General features: G+C 45.0%; 17 protein-coding genes. 13 read left to right on the forward strand and 4 right to left on the reverse strand.

What is annotated here, in order from left to right; genetic code table 11:
• Positions 1-47 precede the first annotated feature (47 nt).
• Positions 48-2,087, reverse strand: a complete 2,040-nt coding sequence (locus R7H07_RS07030) for a bifunctional diguanylate cyclase/phosphodiesterase (RefSeq protein WP_065274794.1) — start codon at positions 2,085-2,087, stop codon at positions 48-50.
• Positions 2,088-2,450: 363 nt separating this feature from the next.
• Here R7H07_RS07030 and R7H07_RS07035 point away from each other — a divergent pair, with 363 nt between their 5' ends.
• Complete coding sequence (locus R7H07_RS07035) at positions 2,451-2,978, forward strand: ubiquinone anaerobic biosynthesis accessory factor UbiT (RefSeq protein WP_005394645.1); 528 nt, start codon at positions 2,451-2,453, stop codon at positions 2,976-2,978.
• Complete coding sequence (locus R7H07_RS07040) at positions 2,962-3,465, forward strand: N-acetyltransferase (protein WP_318128761.1); 504 nt, start codon at positions 2,962-2,964, stop codon at positions 3,463-3,465. The genes R7H07_RS07035 and R7H07_RS07040 overlap by 17 nt, the downstream gene beginning before the upstream one ends.
• A gap of 62 nt (positions 3,466-3,527) precedes the next feature.
• On the opposite strand, the gene R7H07_RS07045 is transcribed toward R7H07_RS07040, so the two are convergent.
• On the reverse strand, positions 3,528-3,974 hold the full coding sequence (locus R7H07_RS07045; RefSeq protein WP_005380120.1) for a hypothetical protein: 447 nt from the start codon (positions 3,972-3,974) through the stop codon (positions 3,528-3,530).
• A 159-nt stretch (positions 3,975-4,133) separates the two neighbouring features.
• Here R7H07_RS07045 and R7H07_RS07050 point away from each other — a divergent pair, with 159 nt between their 5' ends.
• The 6 genes from R7H07_RS07050 to R7H07_RS07075 all read left to right on the forward strand — a co-directional run bounded on the left by R7H07_RS07050 (position 4,134) and on the right by R7H07_RS07075 (position 9,418).
• Positions 4,134-4,535 carry a DNA polymerase III subunit psi gene (locus R7H07_RS07050; RefSeq protein WP_005380121.1) on the forward strand — a complete coding sequence of 134 codons (402 nt, stop codon included), beginning with the start codon at positions 4,134-4,136 and terminating at the stop codon, positions 4,533-4,535.
• Positions 4,536-4,547: 12 nt separating this feature from the next.
• Positions 4,548-5,003: a ribosomal protein S18-alanine N-acetyltransferase gene (gene rimI, locus R7H07_RS07055; protein ID WP_005380122.1), complete on the forward strand. Its 456-nt coding sequence runs from the start codon at positions 4,548-4,550 to the stop codon at positions 5,001-5,003.
• 285 nt (positions 5,004-5,288) lie between these two features.
• The gene (prfC, locus tag R7H07_RS07060) at positions 5,289-6,878 is read left to right on the forward strand and encodes a peptide chain release factor 3 (RefSeq protein WP_005380123.1); all 1,590 of its coding nucleotides are present in this window, start codon (positions 5,289-5,291) and stop codon (positions 6,876-6,878) included.
• A 94-nt stretch (positions 6,879-6,972) separates the two neighbouring features.
• On the forward strand, positions 6,973-7,170 hold the full coding sequence (locus tag R7H07_RS07065) for a DUF5363 family protein (RefSeq protein ID WP_005380125.1): 198 nt from the start codon (positions 6,973-6,975) through the stop codon (positions 7,168-7,170).
• Positions 7,157-7,930, forward strand: coding sequence for a TatD family hydrolase (locus R7H07_RS07070; RefSeq protein ID WP_005380129.1), 774 nt, complete (start codon positions 7,157-7,159; stop codon positions 7,928-7,930). The genes R7H07_RS07065 and R7H07_RS07070 overlap by 14 nt, the downstream gene beginning before the upstream one ends.
• Before the next feature lie 204 nt (positions 7,931-8,134).
• Positions 8,135-9,418 (forward strand): NupC/NupG family nucleoside CNT transporter, encoded by a 1,284-nt coding sequence (locus R7H07_RS07075; RefSeq protein WP_005380131.1) that lies wholly within the window; start codon positions 8,135-8,137, stop codon positions 9,416-9,418.
• 358 nt (positions 9,419-9,776) lie between these two features.
• Here R7H07_RS07075 and R7H07_RS07080 read toward each other — a convergent pair whose 3' ends face one another.
• Positions 9,777-9,911 (reverse strand): hypothetical protein, encoded by a 135-nt coding sequence (locus R7H07_RS07080; protein WP_005391675.1) that lies wholly within the window; start codon positions 9,909-9,911, stop codon positions 9,777-9,779.
• Positions 9,912-10,001: 90 nt separating this feature from the next.
• On the opposite strand from R7H07_RS07080, the gene deoC reads away from it, so the two are divergent.
• The 4 genes from deoC to deoD all read left to right on the forward strand — a co-directional run bounded on the left by deoC (position 10,002) and on the right by deoD (position 14,356).
• A complete protein-coding gene (gene deoC / locus R7H07_RS07085) occupies positions 10,002-10,778 on the forward strand; it encodes a deoxyribose-phosphate aldolase (protein WP_005380133.1) in 777 nt (258 codons plus the stop codon).
• A 97-nt stretch (positions 10,779-10,875) separates the two neighbouring features.
• On the forward strand, positions 10,876-12,204 hold the full coding sequence (deoA, locus tag R7H07_RS07090; protein ID WP_064376470.1) for a thymidine phosphorylase: 1,329 nt from the start codon (positions 10,876-10,878) through the stop codon (positions 12,202-12,204).
• A 68-nt stretch (positions 12,205-12,272) separates the two neighbouring features.
• Positions 12,273-13,493 (forward strand): phosphopentomutase, encoded by a 1,221-nt coding sequence (locus R7H07_RS07095; RefSeq protein WP_005386434.1) that lies wholly within the window; start codon positions 12,273-12,275, stop codon positions 13,491-13,493.
• Positions 13,494-13,636: 143 nt separating this feature from the next.
• The gene (gene deoD, locus R7H07_RS07100; RefSeq protein WP_005380140.1) at positions 13,637-14,356 is read left to right on the forward strand and encodes a purine-nucleoside phosphorylase; all 720 of its coding nucleotides are present in this window, start codon (positions 13,637-13,639) and stop codon (positions 14,354-14,356) included.
• Between the two features lie 95 nt (positions 14,357-14,451).
• On the opposite strand, the gene R7H07_RS07105 is transcribed toward deoD, so the two are convergent.
• Positions 14,452-15,057: a YtjB family periplasmic protein gene (locus R7H07_RS07105; protein ID WP_065274784.1), complete on the reverse strand. Its 606-nt coding sequence runs from the start codon at positions 15,055-15,057 to the stop codon at positions 14,452-14,454.
• 91 nt (positions 15,058-15,148) lie between these two features.
• Between R7H07_RS07105 and serB the strand changes: the two genes are divergently transcribed.
• A complete protein-coding gene (gene serB, locus R7H07_RS07110; protein WP_005386439.1) occupies positions 15,149-16,129 on the forward strand; it encodes a phosphoserine phosphatase in 981 nt (326 codons plus the stop codon).
• The last annotated feature ends 41 nt before the right edge of the window (positions 16,130-16,170 follow it).

The following is a 16,170-nucleotide window of genomic DNA, read 5'->3' on the forward strand; positions in this document are numbered from 1 at the left end:
AATAAAGTCGATATTTACCCCTTGCGAGTAAGGGTATCGGGTCGGGGTTAGTTCTTGTGACGACGATTCTGTACAAACAGCTCTTCAATTTCATGTTTTGGCTGCGGGCGATAAAAATGGAATCCTTGAATCGCATTACATTGAAGGTTAGAGAGCAGGGTCGCTTGCTGGTGGGTTTCCACCCCCTCGGCAACGACAGTTAAGTCGAGCGACTTACCTAGGTTAATGATGTTTTCAATCACAGTGACTTGTTTCGGTAGTGTGTCGATATCATTAATAAAAGCGCGGTCGATTTTTAGCTCGTCAATAGGGAAACGCGCTAAGTAGGAAAGAGAAGAGTAGCCGGTACCAAAGTCATCGATAGAGAGAGCGAAGCCAAGCTTTTTAATCGCATTCAACATTTGCAGTGTATGTTCGCTATCACTCATCACGGCACTTTCGGTTAGCTCGAAGGTAATGCAGCTTGGATCAAGCTCGGTAGTGCGAAGCAGCTTTTCCATAAAGTCGATCAGCTGTGGGTTGCCAAATTGCTCGGGAGAGAGGTTGATGGCGACACGGCCTGGCAGTATGCTTTGTTGCTTCCAACGTTTTACCGTATTGAAAACATCACGCATCACGACACGTCCAAGGTGTTCGATTAACCCAGCGCGCTCGGCGACAGGAATGAATGAGCCAGGACTAATGTACCCTTCGACTGGATGCTTCCAACGAACGAGCGCTTCTGCGCCGTTGATACTGAAGTCTCGCGCGTTAACCTTAGGTTGATACCACACTTCCAAACCGTTCTGCTGCAATGCTTTTTGCAGTTCGATTTCAAGCCACAAACGCATACGCGCTTCTTTGTTCATTTGATCGTTAAATTTGATCAGACGATTTCTACCACGATCTTTGGCTTCATACATCGCAGTATCGGCATTTTGGAGTAGGATTCGCGCATCTTGTCCGTCTTCAGGGTATCGAACGCTACCAATTGAACAGGCAAGGCGTTTGCTGAAGTGGTGTAAATCGAAAGGCTGGTTGATCAACGAGATAATGCGATCGGACAAAATTTCAGCCATGCGGGTATTTTCTGGCTCCGGCAGAATGACACCAAACTCATCGCCACCCAAATGACCAATAATCGCTTGGTTTGGCAGTAACCGTTTAAGACGGGCCGATACCTCTTGAATCACTTTATCGCCAATATGGTGACCAAGTGAGTCATTAATGTTTTTGAAGTTATCGATATCCAAATAGAACACCAGAAGCGGTGTTTGCTTTTTGATCAGCTGTTCCAAACGTTTGGTGAAGCCAAAGCGGTTGTAGAGTTTGGTGAGCGAGTCAATGTGTATGTCTTCATTCGATGCAGAAGACAGGTTTTTGGGCGCATCATCAGCATCTTGGATTAGGATAATTTGAGATTCGCTACCTAATATCGCCGTGGAATCCGCGTGTAGCTGAACTTTCCGTTCAAAGCCGCATCTTGCGCTGGTTAAGCAGACAAAAGGTTTGTCAGAAATTAATGTACTCAATCGATGACTAAATACCTTTTTACTGTTTTCATCGATGAATAAACGACTTAGCTCTTCGCCCAACAATTCATGAGGAGAGTTAAGTCCGAGAAGGCGCGCTGATGCGGGGTTCGCAGAGATGACAATATCATCTTCGATAAGCAGTAAGCCGTCTGGTAGCAGTTGTGTTAACTTCGCAAACTTACTTTCGGACTCTTCTAAGGAGCGAACGAGTATCTGCTTTTCTGAAGTATCGACAGCGTGAAAAACAACAAAGCGAATGTCGTTACCTTCAAAAACTGGCGAAAGACTAAAGTGAAGACTGGTTTCAAGGTCGGTTTCATCGAGCGTGATTTCGGCTTCGACATGTGCCCCTTTGAACGCGCGCTGATAGTATGGTGCAAGCTTCTTATAAAACTGTTCACCCAGCACTTGGCAATCGTTTAAGCCGACGATTTCCTCATGACTTAAACCTGCGATATCGCAGTAACGGTCACTTACCATTCGATAATTGTGTTTTTTATCAAGAATGGCAAAGAAGAAAGGGCTATTTGAGGTTAGCGTGGCAAACCAATGTTTTAATTGCTGGGAAGGCATTAGGGTATTACCGATCTCCAATGAGCCAGATTATTCGTCCGTGTATAAAAAGCGACACCCTGATAAGCCTGCGGCGATCTACCACCAAGCCAAAGTGTTACTTGCCATTAAAGGGCTCGCGGTTTTAGCTGTGCAGTCGACAATCACATGGATACGCTCAGATAACTATAACTTTGAAAATACGGTTGTAAAAGTGTTTATCCACCTGTTCGCATCAATAATACACGTAAGTTCAAAAAAAGAAGCGTTAGTGAGCAATAAACCACCAATCTAAAATAAGCACTTTATTGATACATAACAGTAATCTCATCGCCACGATTGCTTAATATAAGCAACCTAATGACAAAGTAACGGATAATGAACGTGTTAAACAAGATTCGCAGTCAACTAGTAAAGAACGCAGCTAATATTTTGCGTTCTCCAGTCCAGTTATTACCACAGCCAATTCAGCAAAAAGCGTTGCTGGAAGGGCTAAAAATGGTGTTTAAAGAAGCCTTGGAAGATGGTGACTTTGAGTTCCTTGAAGATAAGTGGTTAAAAGTTGCGATTAAAGACTTGAACTTAGCATGGTACATCAGCTATCAAGACGAAAAATTGGTGGTAGCTGAAAAACCAGTTCAGGAAGATGTGAGTTTTAGTGGTAATCTAAACGACCTAGTACTGATTGCTGGTCGTAAAGAAGACCCTGACACACTGTTCTTCCAACGTCGCCTTTCAATTGAAGGTGATACTGAGCTTGGCTTAGAAGTGAAAAACTTAATGGACAGTGTCGACTTAGAGCAGTTACCGAAAGCAATGCAAGTCGCTTTGAATCAATTGGCTGATTTTGTTCAGAAAGGAGTTCAAGCGCCTGCACAACCAACCGGAGTAGCGAATGCTTATTCGAACTGAAGCCCCAGCGGACATTCTTACCATTGACCGCTTATTGAAACACGCCTTCCCGACGGAAGCTGAAGCTGAGCTTGTGATGCGTTTGCGCGAAAACAGCAAATTCACGCTTTCCTTAGTCGCGTGTACAGATGAGGGAGAGGTGATAGGCCATGCTTTATTTAGCCCTGTGACCTTAAATGGTGAAGATTTGTCATGGCAAGGGCTAGCGCCATTAGCTGTTCATGAAGATTACCGTCGCCAAGGCATCGCTGCAGAGTTGATCAAAGAAGGTTTTGATTCACTGCGTTATTTTGGCTATCCAGTGTGTGTGGTGTTGGGCGATCCTGATTATTACGCGCGCCAGGGTTTTCAATCATGCGACGAGATGGGCTTTGAATGTGCTTGGGATGTCCCTAAAGGTGCATTTCGAGTCGCAGAGTTGGTCGAAGGTCAATGTGCTGGACGCTCCGGACGCATAGACTATGCGCCAGAGTTCTCTGAACTGTAAATGAAAGAAGCCCACGACTAAGTGGGCTTCTTTCTTATTCACTGAAAACTGAGATAGGGAGGTTAGGATGACTGGTTACTTTTCTTTTTGCCCCAGACCTCTATTTTCGCTTTTTTACTTACCCCTAGCAGGCTAAGTTTTGTGCTTCCCCAGCTACTGTAAGTCATTTCAATCCGTTTTAGCTTGGCTTCTTTTGTACCTGGAAGGCTCCAGGCACGAGTCGACAATCCGCTTGTTAGTACGCCCATAGAGGAAAGCTTTTTCTCACTACCATCTGTCATGACGACTTTTAAACCATTCATGTCTACCGTTCCTTGCACACATTTTAGTTTTATTTTACTGAAGCTTCGGTTTCGGAATAGGCTATTTGGTGTCACGGTATCTGTTTCTGTATGAAAGTTAACGGTTTTCGTTGCAATCAGCTCCCACTCATCGCTGTTATTAGCAAAAACACTCACGCTGGTGGCGGCTACCAGTGTGCAAAGTAGTAGCGTATTTAAGAATTTCATAATGTACCTCATATGTCATACCCAATGTGTGGCCGTTGGCAAAACGCTATGTTCAGGAATATCCAAATCATCTCATTGTGTTCAGGTGTTCCTTGAAGTCCTTTAGGTATAATCGCGATAATTTGATAGGATTGCCCTCGTTCAAATAGGTGACGGAAAATGTCAATTAACGAGAAACAGTATTTACGTGAAATGGGGATCAGCACATGGGAGCTGGTACACCCTGAAAGACTGGAAGGCTATCAATCGCCATTATTGGATTTGCAAAGTTCATGTAAACTCCTATTGGTATCGCCAATATGTCCAGAAAACGAGACGGCATTGATGTTTGAGCGCGTATTAAAAAGCATTAAGCTCACGCTTGATGATGCGCTACACCTAGAGCCTGAGCGCTTATCCATGCTGGGTGAACATCAGCTAGAGTGGGTGTGGTTTGCAGGCTGTGAGGCTGATCAAAGCATCAAGGCAAAGCACCTGACCTCGCCACTATTACAAGATATTGATGGTAATAACGAACAGCGCCGCGCATTGTGGCAACAAATCTGTTCGTACTCTTCTTAACGGAGCTAATGCGTGACAATTGAAATTACGCCGATGCGTGCAGAGCACCTCGACCAAGTTTGGCAAATCGAGCAGCAAGCACATTCTCACCCTTGGGCCGAATCTTTGGTTCGTGACTTATCCAGTCGCGGTGCTTGCCATCATGTGATGCTGGAAGGCTCTCAAGTGGTTGGTTACTTCTATGGACAGAATATTGTTGGAGAAGTGACACTATTAAATATTGCAGTAGCGCCTTCTCAACAGGGCAGAGGGCTAGGGCAAAAATTGCTGGACGCGTTTATTGAATACTGTGAACAAGCCAAAGCAGAGAGTGCTTGGTTAGAAGTGCGTGAAAGTAATCACCCAGCTATCCATATTTATGAGCAAGCAGGTTTTAATGAAGTGGACCGTCGTTACAACTATTACCCAGCTAAATCGGGAAATGGTAAGGAAGACGCCATTATCATGAGTTACTTATTTTTGAGTTAGTTTTAGGCCGTTACTAATTACCTCATCAACACTTATGCTTTAAATGCGTATCCGGATTCGAGGCTTTTGAATATGTAATAATAGTTTTTTGAATTTTTACATCTCTTTGTGTGGATCTGGCTTTCCCTTGTTAGTTGCAGGTAAAGGCTGGTGAGCCGAGTAAATTCAGTTCATGTCTTTCCAGTTTGCTAGCACAGCGATAATAAGCGAGAATACCGCACAATATCGAATAGTAGATATGCTTGCCTATTTTGTGAGCATGAAAGTAATTTAGAAGATTAACTAATGTCAAATCCCCTTTTTTTAGGCGAAGTGTCTAAGCGCAGAACGTTCGCTATTATTTCTCACCCAGATGCGGGTAAAACCACCATTACTGAAAAAGTCCTTTTATTCGGAAACGCGATCCAAAAAGCAGGTACGGTTAAAGGTCGTGGTAACGCACAGCACGCAAAATCAGACTGGATGGAAATGGAAAAAGAACGTGGTATCTCGGTAACCACTTCTGTAATGCAGTTCCCTTACAATGACTGTCTGGTAAACCTACTTGATACGCCTGGACACGAAGACTTCTCGGAAGATACATACCGTACGTTAACGGCAGTAGACTCGTGTTTGATGGTTATTGATGCGGCGAAAGGTGTCGAGGATCGTACACGTAAGCTGATGGAAGTAACGCGTCTGCGTGACACGCCAATCGTAACCTTCATGAACAAACTTGACCGTGACGTTCGTGATCCAATGGAAGTATTGGACGAGGTAGAAAACGAGTTGGGCATGATGTGTGCGCCAATTACATGGCCAATCGGCTGTGGTAAAGAGTTTAAAGGTGTGTACCACATTCACCGTGATGAAACGATTTTATACGAATCAGGTCACGGTCATGAGATTCAAGAAGTTCGAATCATCAAAGGTCTCGATAACCCAGAGCTTGATGAAAAAGTTGGTGCAGGCCTTGCGGAAAGTGTTCGAGAAGAGCTTGAGCTTGTCATGGGTGCTTGCCCTGAGTTTGATTTGGAAATGTTCCTAACAGGTGACCTGACGCCAGTTTACTTCGGTACTGCATTAGGTAACTTTGGTGTGGATCATATGCTAGACGGTCTAACTGAATGGGCTCCAGCGCCGAAAACTCGTCAAGCGGTTGAACGTGAAGTTGAAGCGACTGAAGAGAAGTTCTCTGGTTTCGTATTTAAGATCCAAGCGAATATGGACCCAAAACACCGCGACCGTATCGCATTCATGCGTATTGTATCGGGCACTTACACGCAAGGTATGAAGATGAACCACGTTCGTCTTGGCAAGCAAGTGAGTATCTCTGATGCAGTAACCTTTATGGCTGGTGACCGTGCACGTGCAGAACACGCTTACGCCGGTGACATTATTGGTCTACACAACCACGGCACTATTCAGATTGGTGATACCTTTACGCAAGGTGAATCACTGAAGTTCTCTGGTATTCCGAACTTCGCTCCGGAACTATTCCGTCGTATTCGCCTGAAAGATCCATTAAAGCAGAAGCAGCTTCTCAAAGGTTTGGTTCAGCTATCAGAAGAAGGTGCGGTACAGGTATTCCGTCCTCTACAGAACAACGATCTGATCGTTGGTGCCGTTGGTGTACTTCAGTTCGATGTTGTTGTGGCTCGTTTGAAATCTGAGTATAACGTTGAAGCGATTTATGAAGGCATTAACGTTGCAACTGCTCGTTGGGTTGAGTGTGGTGATGCGAAGAAACTGGATGAGTTCCAACGCAAGAATCAAGCGAACTTAGCATTGGATGGTGGTGATAACCTAACGTATATCGCTCCAACAATGGTTAACTTAAACTTGGCGAAAGAGCGTTTCCCTGACGTTGATTTCCGTGCGACGCGTGAGCACTAATTTGCTCGGTTAGGGTAAGCCTTAACGCAAACTAGATTTTAAAACGCCCTTGGCTATAAACTTAGCCAAGGGCGTTTTTATATAAGGATAAGATATGAATTGGTTTAAACGTGGGCTAAAGCGTTACGACAACTGGTGTAAAGAGATGGGGCTAACTCCCGATCAGAAACGCAGTTGTGTCCCATATCGAAAAGACCCAGCCCATCAAACTGAAGAGAAGAGTGAAGCCCAACCATCCTCTGATTTTCTGCCCGCAGATACAGATAAAAAGCGTCAAGATGAAGCTCTTTGATACGCACTGCCACTTTGATTTTGATGTGTTTCAAGATGACTTTGCACATCAACTTGAGCTTGCTCAAACGCAAGGCGTCGCAAGAATTTTGATTCCTTCCGTCGGTCCGCAAAACTGGGCTCGTATTCAAACTTTGGCAGAGCAACATGCCAATTTGTATTATGCGCTCGGCTTTCATCCGTATTTTCTTGAAGATAACGTTGAGCAGCACCTTACAGAGCTAGAAGGCTATCTAAATCAAAAAGGGCAGCAGTGCGTGGCAATAGGAGAGTGTGGTTTAGATTTTGCCATTGATGTTGATCCACAGTTGCAAGAAAAGATACTTGAAGTTCAATTTGAGCTGGCTAGACGCTTCGAGCTCCCAGTTATTTTACATAGCCGAAAAGCGCACAATCGCCTCATTCAAATGGTGAAAGCGGCGAATCTCCCTAGAGGTGGTGTGCTACACGCTTTTTCTGGGAGTTATCAGCAAGCCATGGAGTGGGTCAAATTAGGTTTTTTTATCGGTGTAGGAGGAACGATTACCTACCCAAGAGCCAAGAAAACACGCGACGCAATTCAAAAATTACCACTCGAAAACCTAGTAATCGAAACAGACGCACCAGATATGCCTATACTTGGATATCAAGGGGAGTCAAATCACCCAGCCAAACTCATTCACGTCTTTAATGAGCTCGTAGAGTTGCATAACGGCCGAAAGCAATCGATTGCCTCTCAACTGTGGAAAAATAGCAATTTTGCTTTCTCGATATGTGAATAAAATCTAAAGATGTGGTTTGAAATCGAAAACGTTTTCCTGCTTATTGTGAATTAACTCACAAAGCTGGTTGAATCAATCATGAATCTTATAGGAAAGTGTGAGGCTGGCATTACTTTAATTGATTCTGCATGAGTATAATTGCCCCCGCTTTATAGCTCCATTTTGTAACACGCCAATAAATAACTTATAAGGAAGTCATAAACTATGAGCCTGTTTATGAGCCTAATCGGTATGGTAGTGCTTCTTGCGATTGCAGTGGCATTTTCTAACAACCGAAAAGCTATCAACTTTAGAACTGTGGGTGGCGCATTCGCTATCCAATTCGCATTAGGTGCATTTGTTCTGTATGTACCTTGGGGCCGTGATCTACTAAACGGTTTCTCTTCAGGTGTTTCTAACGTTATCAACTACGGTAACGATGGTTCATCATTCCTGTTCGGTGGTCTTGTTTCTGACAAGATGTTCGAAGTATTCGGCGGCGGCGGTTTCATCTTCGCATTCCGTGTTCTTCCTACACTGATCTTCTTCTCTGCACTGATTTCAGTTCTTTACTACATTGGCGTTATGCAATGGGTTATCAAGATTCTTGGTGGCGCACTACAAAAAGCGCTAGGCACTTCTCGTGCGGAATCAATGTCAGCGGCAGCTAACATTTTCGTAGGTCAAACTGAGGCACCTCTAGTTGTTCGCCCATTCGTTCCAAAAATGACTCAATCAGAGCTATTCGCGGTAATGTGTGGTGGTCTAGCTTCTGTTGCTGGTGGTGTACTAGCTGGTTACGCATCTATGGGTGTTCCACTAGAGTACCTAGTTGCGGCATCATTCATGGCAGCACCAGGTGGTCTACTGTTCGCTAAAATCCTTCACCCAGAGACTGACCAGCCTCACGAAAGTATCGAAGAAGCGATGGACGGCGGTGACGACAAACCAGTTAACGTAATCGACGCAGCTGCGGGCGGTGCGGCTTCTGGTCTACAACTTGCGCTTAACGTAGGTGCAATGCTAATCGCATTCGTTGGTCTAATCGCGCTAATCAACGGTATGCTAGGTGGCATCGGTGGTTGGTTCGGCATGCCAGAACTAACGCTAGAGCTAATCCTAGGTTACGCGTTCTCTCCACTAGCATTCCTAATCGGTGTTCCATGGGCAGAAGCTGTAACAGCTGGTTCATTCATCGGTCAGAAAATCGTAGTGAACGAATTCGTTGCTTACTTGAACTTCACACCATATCTAGGTGAAAACGCTCAAGTAATCGCGGCAACTGGTGAAGTAATGTCTGAGAAGACAACAGCTATCATCTCATTCGCACTATGTGGTTTCGCGAACCTTTCTTCTATCGCGATTCTACTTGGTGGTCTAGGTAGCCTTGCACCAAACCGTCGTAGTGACATCGCTCGCATGGGTGTTAAAGCAGTTCTTGCAGGTACGTTGTCTAACCTTATGGCAGCGACAATTGCAGGCTTCTGCTTAAGCCTTGCAGCACTATAATTAGAATCGGTTCTTAATATATAGACGCCGTTTTACATCATGCCCTGTAGCAAGAGATTGCTGCGGGGCATTTTTCGTTTTTCGGGCTCCAAAATTTCATCGGGTGTTTGCCTTAGTCGAGGTATTACGCAGTCAATGGAATAGGGGCTAGGAAATTTTGAGATACAAACCGTTTGCGCTCTATTTGGTGCTACAGTTTTGCGGTGAAACTCTATAATGTATTAATCACAGGATAGTGGTTAAGCTTGATTCTTAATCACGTAATGAATATTACATAATCGATGGGCAAATGAATTGCCCTGCAATATCAGATCTAATAGGCGTTTTGCTTTGTGATGTGATATTAAAGACACCGCAATCATAGATTGTTGTGCCATAGGCCAAACTGGTACTGTGCGGTGACAAGGATAGCAATTGGCATATGATAAATTTTCGCTGTATATGCCGAGTCTTCAGGGAACCAAGTCCGTTCATTAATAGACTGTTTAGCCATTTACTCACATTGTCTCGACTTGTTGATTATAGTTAAAGACGTGATGTAAGGCTGAGTAGTGAATTTTTTGAATATTGATCGGAGATAGAAATGAGCGATTTAAAAGCAGCAGCGCTACGTGCACTTAAACTTATGGACCTAACTACGTTGAATGACGATGACACTGATGCAAAAGTGATCTCACTATGTCATGACGCGAAAACAGCAGTAGGCAACACAGCTGCAATTTGTATTTACCCTCGCTTTATTCCTATTGCTAAGAAGACACTTCGTGAGCAAGGTACGCCAGAGGTTCGTATTGCAACAGTAACGAACTTCCCACATGGTAACGACGACATTGAAATCGCAGTTGCTGAAACAAAAGCGGCGGTTGCTTACGGTGCAGACGAAGTTGACGTAGTTTTTCCTTACCGCGCGCTAATGGCGGGTGATGAGAAAGTAGGCTTCGAACTAGTTAAGCAATGTAAAGAAGCTTGTGGTGACATTCTTCTTAAAGTGATCATCGAAACAGGTGAACTAAAAGAAGAAGCACTAATCAAGAAAGCATCTCAAATCTGTATTGAAGCAGGTGCTGACTTCATTAAAACTTCAACTGGTAAAGTGCCAGTAAACGCAACACCAGAATACGCTCGCATGATGCTTGAAGTTATTCGCGACATGGGTGTTGCAGAAACTGTTGGTTTCAAACCAGCAGGTGGTGTGCGCACTGCTGAAGACGCAGCAGCATACCTAGCAATGGCTGACGAAATCCTAGGTGACAACTGGGTTGATGCTCGTCACTACCGTTTTGGTGCGTCTAGCCTGCTAACCAACCTACTAAATACATTAGAAGTATCGGACGACGTCGCTGATCCAACAGCGTACTAATTCCAATAATACGTCTGAACGGTAGCACCTAAACGGGTGCTACCAAACCTCTTCTATCCTACTACAACCATGGCTCAAAAGAGCTTGGGAGGCACTAATGTATTTACCACAAGAAATCATTCGTAAAAAACGTGACGGTGAAGTACTTACCGCAGACGAAATCAACTTCTTTATTCAAGGCGTAGCGAACAACACGGTATCTGAAGGTCAGATTGCGGCGTTTGCTATGACGATTTTCTTTAATGAAATGACCATGGATGAGCGCATCGCCTTAACGTGTGCAATGCGTGATTCGGGCATGGTTATCGACTGGAGCCACATGAACTTCGGTGGTCCAATTGTCGACAAACACTCAACCGGTGGTGTGGGTGACGTAACTTCTTTAATGCTTGGCCCAATGGTGGCAGCGTGTGGCGGTTTCGTACCTATGATCTCTGGCCGCGGTCTTGGTCATACAGGCGGTACGCTGGATAAACTTGAATCTATCCCTGGTTACAACATTACGCCGAGCAACGATGTTTTTGGTCAAGTAACCAAAGACGCTGGTGTGGCGATCATCGGTCAAACTGGTGACCTTGCTCCTGCGGATAAGCGTGTTTACGCTACTCGTGATATTACCGCAACGGTAGACAATATCTCCCTGATTACGGCGTCGATCCTTTCTAAGAAACTGGCGGCGGGTCTGGAATCGCTAGTGATGGACGTAAAAGTGGGTTCAGGTGCATTTATGCCAACTTACGAAGCTTCTGAAGAGCTAGCAAAATCAATCGTTGCGGTAGCAAACGGTGCTGGCACTAAGACTACGGCAATTCTTACGGACATGAACCAAGTATTGGCGTCTTCAGCGGGTAACGCAGTAGAAGTTCGTGAAGCGGTTCGTTTCTTAACAGGTGAATACCGTAACCCTCGTCTACTTGAAGTGACCATGGCTTCATGTGCTGAAATGTTAGTACTTGGCAAGCTTGCTGAGAACACAGAAGACGCACGCGCAAAACTGATGGAAGTGCTGGATAACGGCAAAGCGGCTGAGTGCTTCGGCAAGATGGTTGCTGGCTTAGGCGGCCCTGCGGACTTCGTAGAAAACTACAACAACTACTTAGAAAAAGCAGAAATCATCAAGCCAGTTTACGCAACAGAAACGGGCATTGTCTCTGCAATGGATACACGTGCTATCGGCATGGCAGTGGTTGCTATGGGTGGTGGTCGTCGAGTTGCTACTGATGAAATCGACTACGCAGTTGGTTTCGACGAGTTCATCCGCCTAGGTGAGGTCGCAGACAGTGATAAACCTCTTGCGGTCATCCACGCTCGCACTGAAGAGCAATGGGAAGAAGCGGCAAAAGCACTGCGCAGTGCAATCAAAGTAGGTGGTGAATATACACCAACTCCAGAGGTTTACCGCCAAATTCGTGCAGAAGATATCTAATAGAACAAGCAATTACACAAGGCCTACTCAACCATAATAAAAAGCCGAGTGGGCCTAAGGAACGAGCAATGAAAAGAGCATTTATTTTAGTACTAGACTCATTCGGTATCGGTGCAACTGCCGACGCTAAAGAATTTGGTGATGTAGGTTCAGACACACTAGGTCACATCGCTGACCAATGTGAAAAAGGCTTAGCAGATAACGACAATCGCCAAGGTGCACTTCGCCTTCCAAATCTATCGAAACTTGGTTTGGCAATGGCGCATAAAGAATCGACAGGTCGCTTCGCACCTGGACTAGACGCAGACGCTGAAATCATTGGTGCATACGGTCATGCAGCAGAGCTTTCTTCAGGTAAAGACACGCCGTCTGGTCACTGGGAAATCGCAGGTGTTCCTGTTCTGTTTGACTGGGGTTACTTCACTGACAAAGCAAACAGCTTCCCGAAAGAATTGACTGACCGCATTCTTGAGCGTGCAGGTCTTGACGGTTTCCTGGGTAACTGCCACGCATCTGGTACTCAAGTTCTTGACGATCTTGGTGAAGAGCACATGAAGACTGGCAAACCAATCTTCTACACGTCTGCTGACTCTGTATTCCAAATCGCATGTCACGAAGAGACTTTCGGTCTAGACCGTCTACTAGAGCTTTGCCAAATCGCACGTGAAGAGCTAGAAGATTACAACATTGGTCGTGTTATCGCGCGTCCATTTGTTGGTGCTGGTAAAGGTCAATTTGAGCGTACCGGTAACCGTCGTGACCTTTCTGTTGAGCCACCATCAGCAACGGTTCTACAGAAACTTGTTGAAGAGAAGCAAGGCAACGTGGTTTCTATTGGTAAGATTGCTGATATCTACGCAAACTGCGGCATCACTAAGAAAGTGAAAGCGACAGGTATCCCTGCATTGTTCGAAGCAACGCTAGAGCAAATCAAAGAAGCGGGCGACAACACGATCGTATTCACTAACTTTGTAGACTTCGACTCAGCTTACGGTCACCGTCGTGACGTAGCGGGTTACGCAGCGGCACTTGAGTACTTCGATGGTCGTATCAACGAAGTGCTAGAGATTATGGAAGAAGACGATGTGCTTATCCTAACGGCAGACCACGGCTGTGACCCAACATGGCCAGGCACTGACCATACTCGTGAGCACATCCCAGTATTGGTTTATGGTCAAAAAGTACCAGCTGGTTCTCTTGGCCGCCGCGAAACATTCGCAGATATCGGTCAAACATTGGCAAGTTACTTCGGTACTTCTCCAATGGATTACGGTAAGAACTTCCTATAATTAGTTAGGTTTTTGAAAACTAGGAGCTTGATTGCTCCTAGTTTTATGTTTGCAGTATGTAAATGCTGCTTGTCGGAAATGAGAATACTCTGGCTTATATCGCCTTAAGCGCGGAGCGCTAGAGAAAGGTTAAGGAAAAGAAAATGGCAACTCCACATATCAATGCTGAAATGGGTGCATTTGCAGACGTCGTACTGATGCCTGGCGATCCACTACGTGCAAAATACATCGCAGAGACTTTCCTTGAAGATGTCGTTCAAGTGTGTGACGTTCGTAATATGTTTGGTTACACAGGCACATACAAAGGCCGTAAGATCTCGGTAATGGGCCACGGTATGGGTATCCCATCATGCTCGATTTACGCAACTGAACTAATCAAAGACTTCGGCGTGAAGAAAATCATCCGTGTTGGCAGCTGTGGCGCAGTGAATGAAGACATCAAAGTGCGTGATGTTGTGATCGGCATGGGTGCATGTACTGACTCTAAAGTGAACCGTATCCGCTTTAAAGGTCATGACTTCGCGGCAATCGCAGACTACAACATGGTTCGTGCGGCAGAAGACGCTGCAAAAGCTCGCGGTATTGACGTTAAAGTTGGTAACCTATTCTCAGCAGAGCTTTTCTACACGCCAGATCCAGAAATGTTCGATGTAATGGACAAGTACGGCATTGTTGGTGTTGAAATGGAAGCGGCTGGTATTTACGGTGTTGCGGCAGAATACGGTGCAAAAGCTCTGACAATCTGTACGGTTTCTGATCATATCAAGACTGGCGAACAGACTACATCTGACGAGCGTCAAACGACATTCAACGACATGATGCTAATCGCACTAGATTCAGTATTGCTTGGTGACGAAGAGTAAGCGACGAAGAGTCATTCTATTTTTCGCTCTCAAGAGCTAAAAAAACAGCCCGCACATTGCGGGCTGTTTTTATATGAGTTGTTAGCGCTACCTAGTTACTTGGTTAGCAGCAGGTTTAGCGCTTTTTTACGACGTATCGGTTGTCGACGTAAAATCAAGATGAACAACATACCACAGACAAAGCTCATTAAGACCATCATGTACATATAACGATCGCTCTTGCGATAGTGGTGGTCTGAAATTGCCGTCACCCGGCCCGTCTCAAAGGTCACGCGAACAAAACCGATAAGCGCACCATCTGCAAAAACTGGTTCAACCAACTGCTGGCGACCAATGGAAGCTGTTGCCAAAGGCGTATCCAGGCCAAGAACTTCGCGTACCGATAATGCCTCTTCACTAGACGCTAAACGTACACCCTGTGCATCGTAGATTGTTGCATCAAACACTAAACGGTCTTGTGCTAGCTGGTTTGTTAGCTGAAGTAATCGTTCTTGATCTTTAGTTAAAATCATCTCACTGGCAGAAAGAGACGCCTGTGAAATCAAAACTTTGGTGAGTGTTTCAAGCTGTTGTGCTTGAATTTTCTCATTACCCTTACTGATCACAACACTGTTTTTTATTGTGATAAACAACATCACACACAGCAGGATTAGTGCCAGAATTCTTAGGGCATTCCTTACTGAGAACAAAGATTCACTCATGCTCTTTACTCATCCATTTAAAATAAAACAAAGACTTGCCTTTTTAGTTTGTTGAGGTAACGTTTTAGCAAAGTCATAAGGGATTATATACATGGACGCGTCAAAAAGCTTGCCTATCAGAAAACATACGACACTTTTAAAACGATTACCCGAGACTCGATTTGCCTCCCAATTAGATAAAGCAAAAGCAAACTGGATCGTATTTGCTGAGTACCTTTCGCCAAGTCACTTCGAAGACATTGATTTCTTCACCGGCTTTTACAACCCGATACTAGAAACGTGGAAAGTTGGCCAATATGAAGTAGCCCTGATGGCCGGAGAGTTGACTCCTCAACATGAAACGATCTTACAAAGTCTCAACCTAGATTACGCCTCGCTTAATGAAGTGCCCGATCTATCAACCCAAGGGTTGATTGTATTTGATATGGATTCAACGGCGATCCAGATAGAGTGTATTGATGAAATCGCGAAACTGGCAGGAGTAGGGGATGAGGTAGCGGAAGTCACTGAACGTGCCATGCAAGGTGAGCTGGATTTTGAGCAAAGTTTACGTCAGCGAGTTGGTAAGCTCAAAGGTGCCGATGAATCAATTCTTGAACAAGTTCGTTCCCAGTTACCATTCATGCCGGACTTTGAAGCGCTAATTGCGACGTTGAAAGCCTTGGGCTGGAAAACAGCGATTGCTTCCGGTGGTTTTACTTACTTCTCTGATTACATCAAAGATAAAGTCGACCTAGATTTTGCTCGCTCCAATCAATTAGAAATTATTGACGGCAAACTCACGGGTAACGTACTTGGTGATGTGGTAACGGCGCAGATGAAGTCAGACATTCTAGTGGAATTGGCGGATGAATATGAAATTGAGCAGCACAACACGGTTGCTGTCGGTGATGGCGCTAATGATCTTGTGATGATGTCGGTGGCAGGATTAGGGATTGCGTATCACGCAAAACCAAAAGTGGAAGCTCAAGCGCAATCTGCGATTCGCTTTGCTGGGTTGGGCGGTGTGCTCTGTATTTTATCTGGCGCATTGGTGAAGCAGCAAAAGGTCAGCTGGAAAGCTAAACCTTAACCACCCATTCAAAAACACCGCCAGAAAGGCGGTGTTTTTTT

This window comes from Vibrio sp. Vb1127 (genome assembly GCF_033338735.1).
GTDB lineage: Bacteria > Pseudomonadota > Gammaproteobacteria > Enterobacterales > Vibrionaceae > Vibrio > Vibrio alginolyticus.

Bases quoted from the DNA above. Each gene is read 5' to 3' on its own strand.
- R7H07_RS07105 (WP_065274784.1), bottom strand. From the start codon at position 15,057: ATGAGTGAATCTTTGTTCTCAGTAAGGAATGCCCTAAGAATTCTGGCA.
- prfC (WP_005380123.1), top strand. From the start codon at position 5,289: ATGTCAAATCCCCTTTTTTTAGGCGAAGTGTCTAAGCGCAGAACGTTC.
- R7H07_RS07080 (WP_005391675.1), bottom strand. From the start codon at position 9,911: ATGGCTAAACAGTCTATTAATGAACGGACTTGGTTCCCTGAAGACTCG.
- R7H07_RS07075 (WP_005380131.1), top strand. From the start codon at position 8,135: ATGAGCCTGTTTATGAGCCTAATCGGTATGGTAGTGCTTCTTGCGATT.
- R7H07_RS07030 (WP_065274794.1), bottom strand. From the start codon at position 2,087: ATGCCTTCCCAGCAATTAAAACATTGGTTTGCCACGCTAACCTCAAAT.
- deoD (WP_005380140.1), top strand. From the start codon at position 13,637: ATGGCAACTCCACATATCAATGCTGAAATGGGTGCATTTGCAGACGTC.
- R7H07_RS07050 (WP_005380121.1), top strand. From the start codon at position 4,134: ATGTCAATTAACGAGAAACAGTATTTACGTGAAATGGGGATCAGCACA.
- R7H07_RS07045 (WP_005380120.1), bottom strand. From the start codon at position 3,974: ATGAAATTCTTAAATACGCTACTACTTTGCACACTGGTAGCCGCCACC.
- deoC (WP_005380133.1), top strand. From the start codon at position 10,002: ATGAGCGATTTAAAAGCAGCAGCGCTACGTGCACTTAAACTTATGGAC.
- R7H07_RS07065 (WP_005380125.1), top strand. From the start codon at position 6,973: ATGAATTGGTTTAAACGTGGGCTAAAGCGTTACGACAACTGGTGTAAA.
- R7H07_RS07040 (WP_318128761.1), top strand. From the start codon at position 2,962: ATGCTTATTCGAACTGAAGCCCCAGCGGACATTCTTACCATTGACCGC.
- serB (WP_005386439.1), top strand. From the start codon at position 15,149: ATGGACGCGTCAAAAAGCTTGCCTATCAGAAAACATACGACACTTTTA.
- R7H07_RS07095 (WP_005386434.1), top strand. From the start codon at position 12,273: ATGAAAAGAGCATTTATTTTAGTACTAGACTCATTCGGTATCGGTGCA.
- R7H07_RS07070 (WP_005380129.1), top strand. From the start codon at position 7,157: ATGAAGCTCTTTGATACGCACTGCCACTTTGATTTTGATGTGTTTCAA.
- deoA (WP_064376470.1), top strand. From the start codon at position 10,876: ATGTATTTACCACAAGAAATCATTCGTAAAAAACGTGACGGTGAAGTA.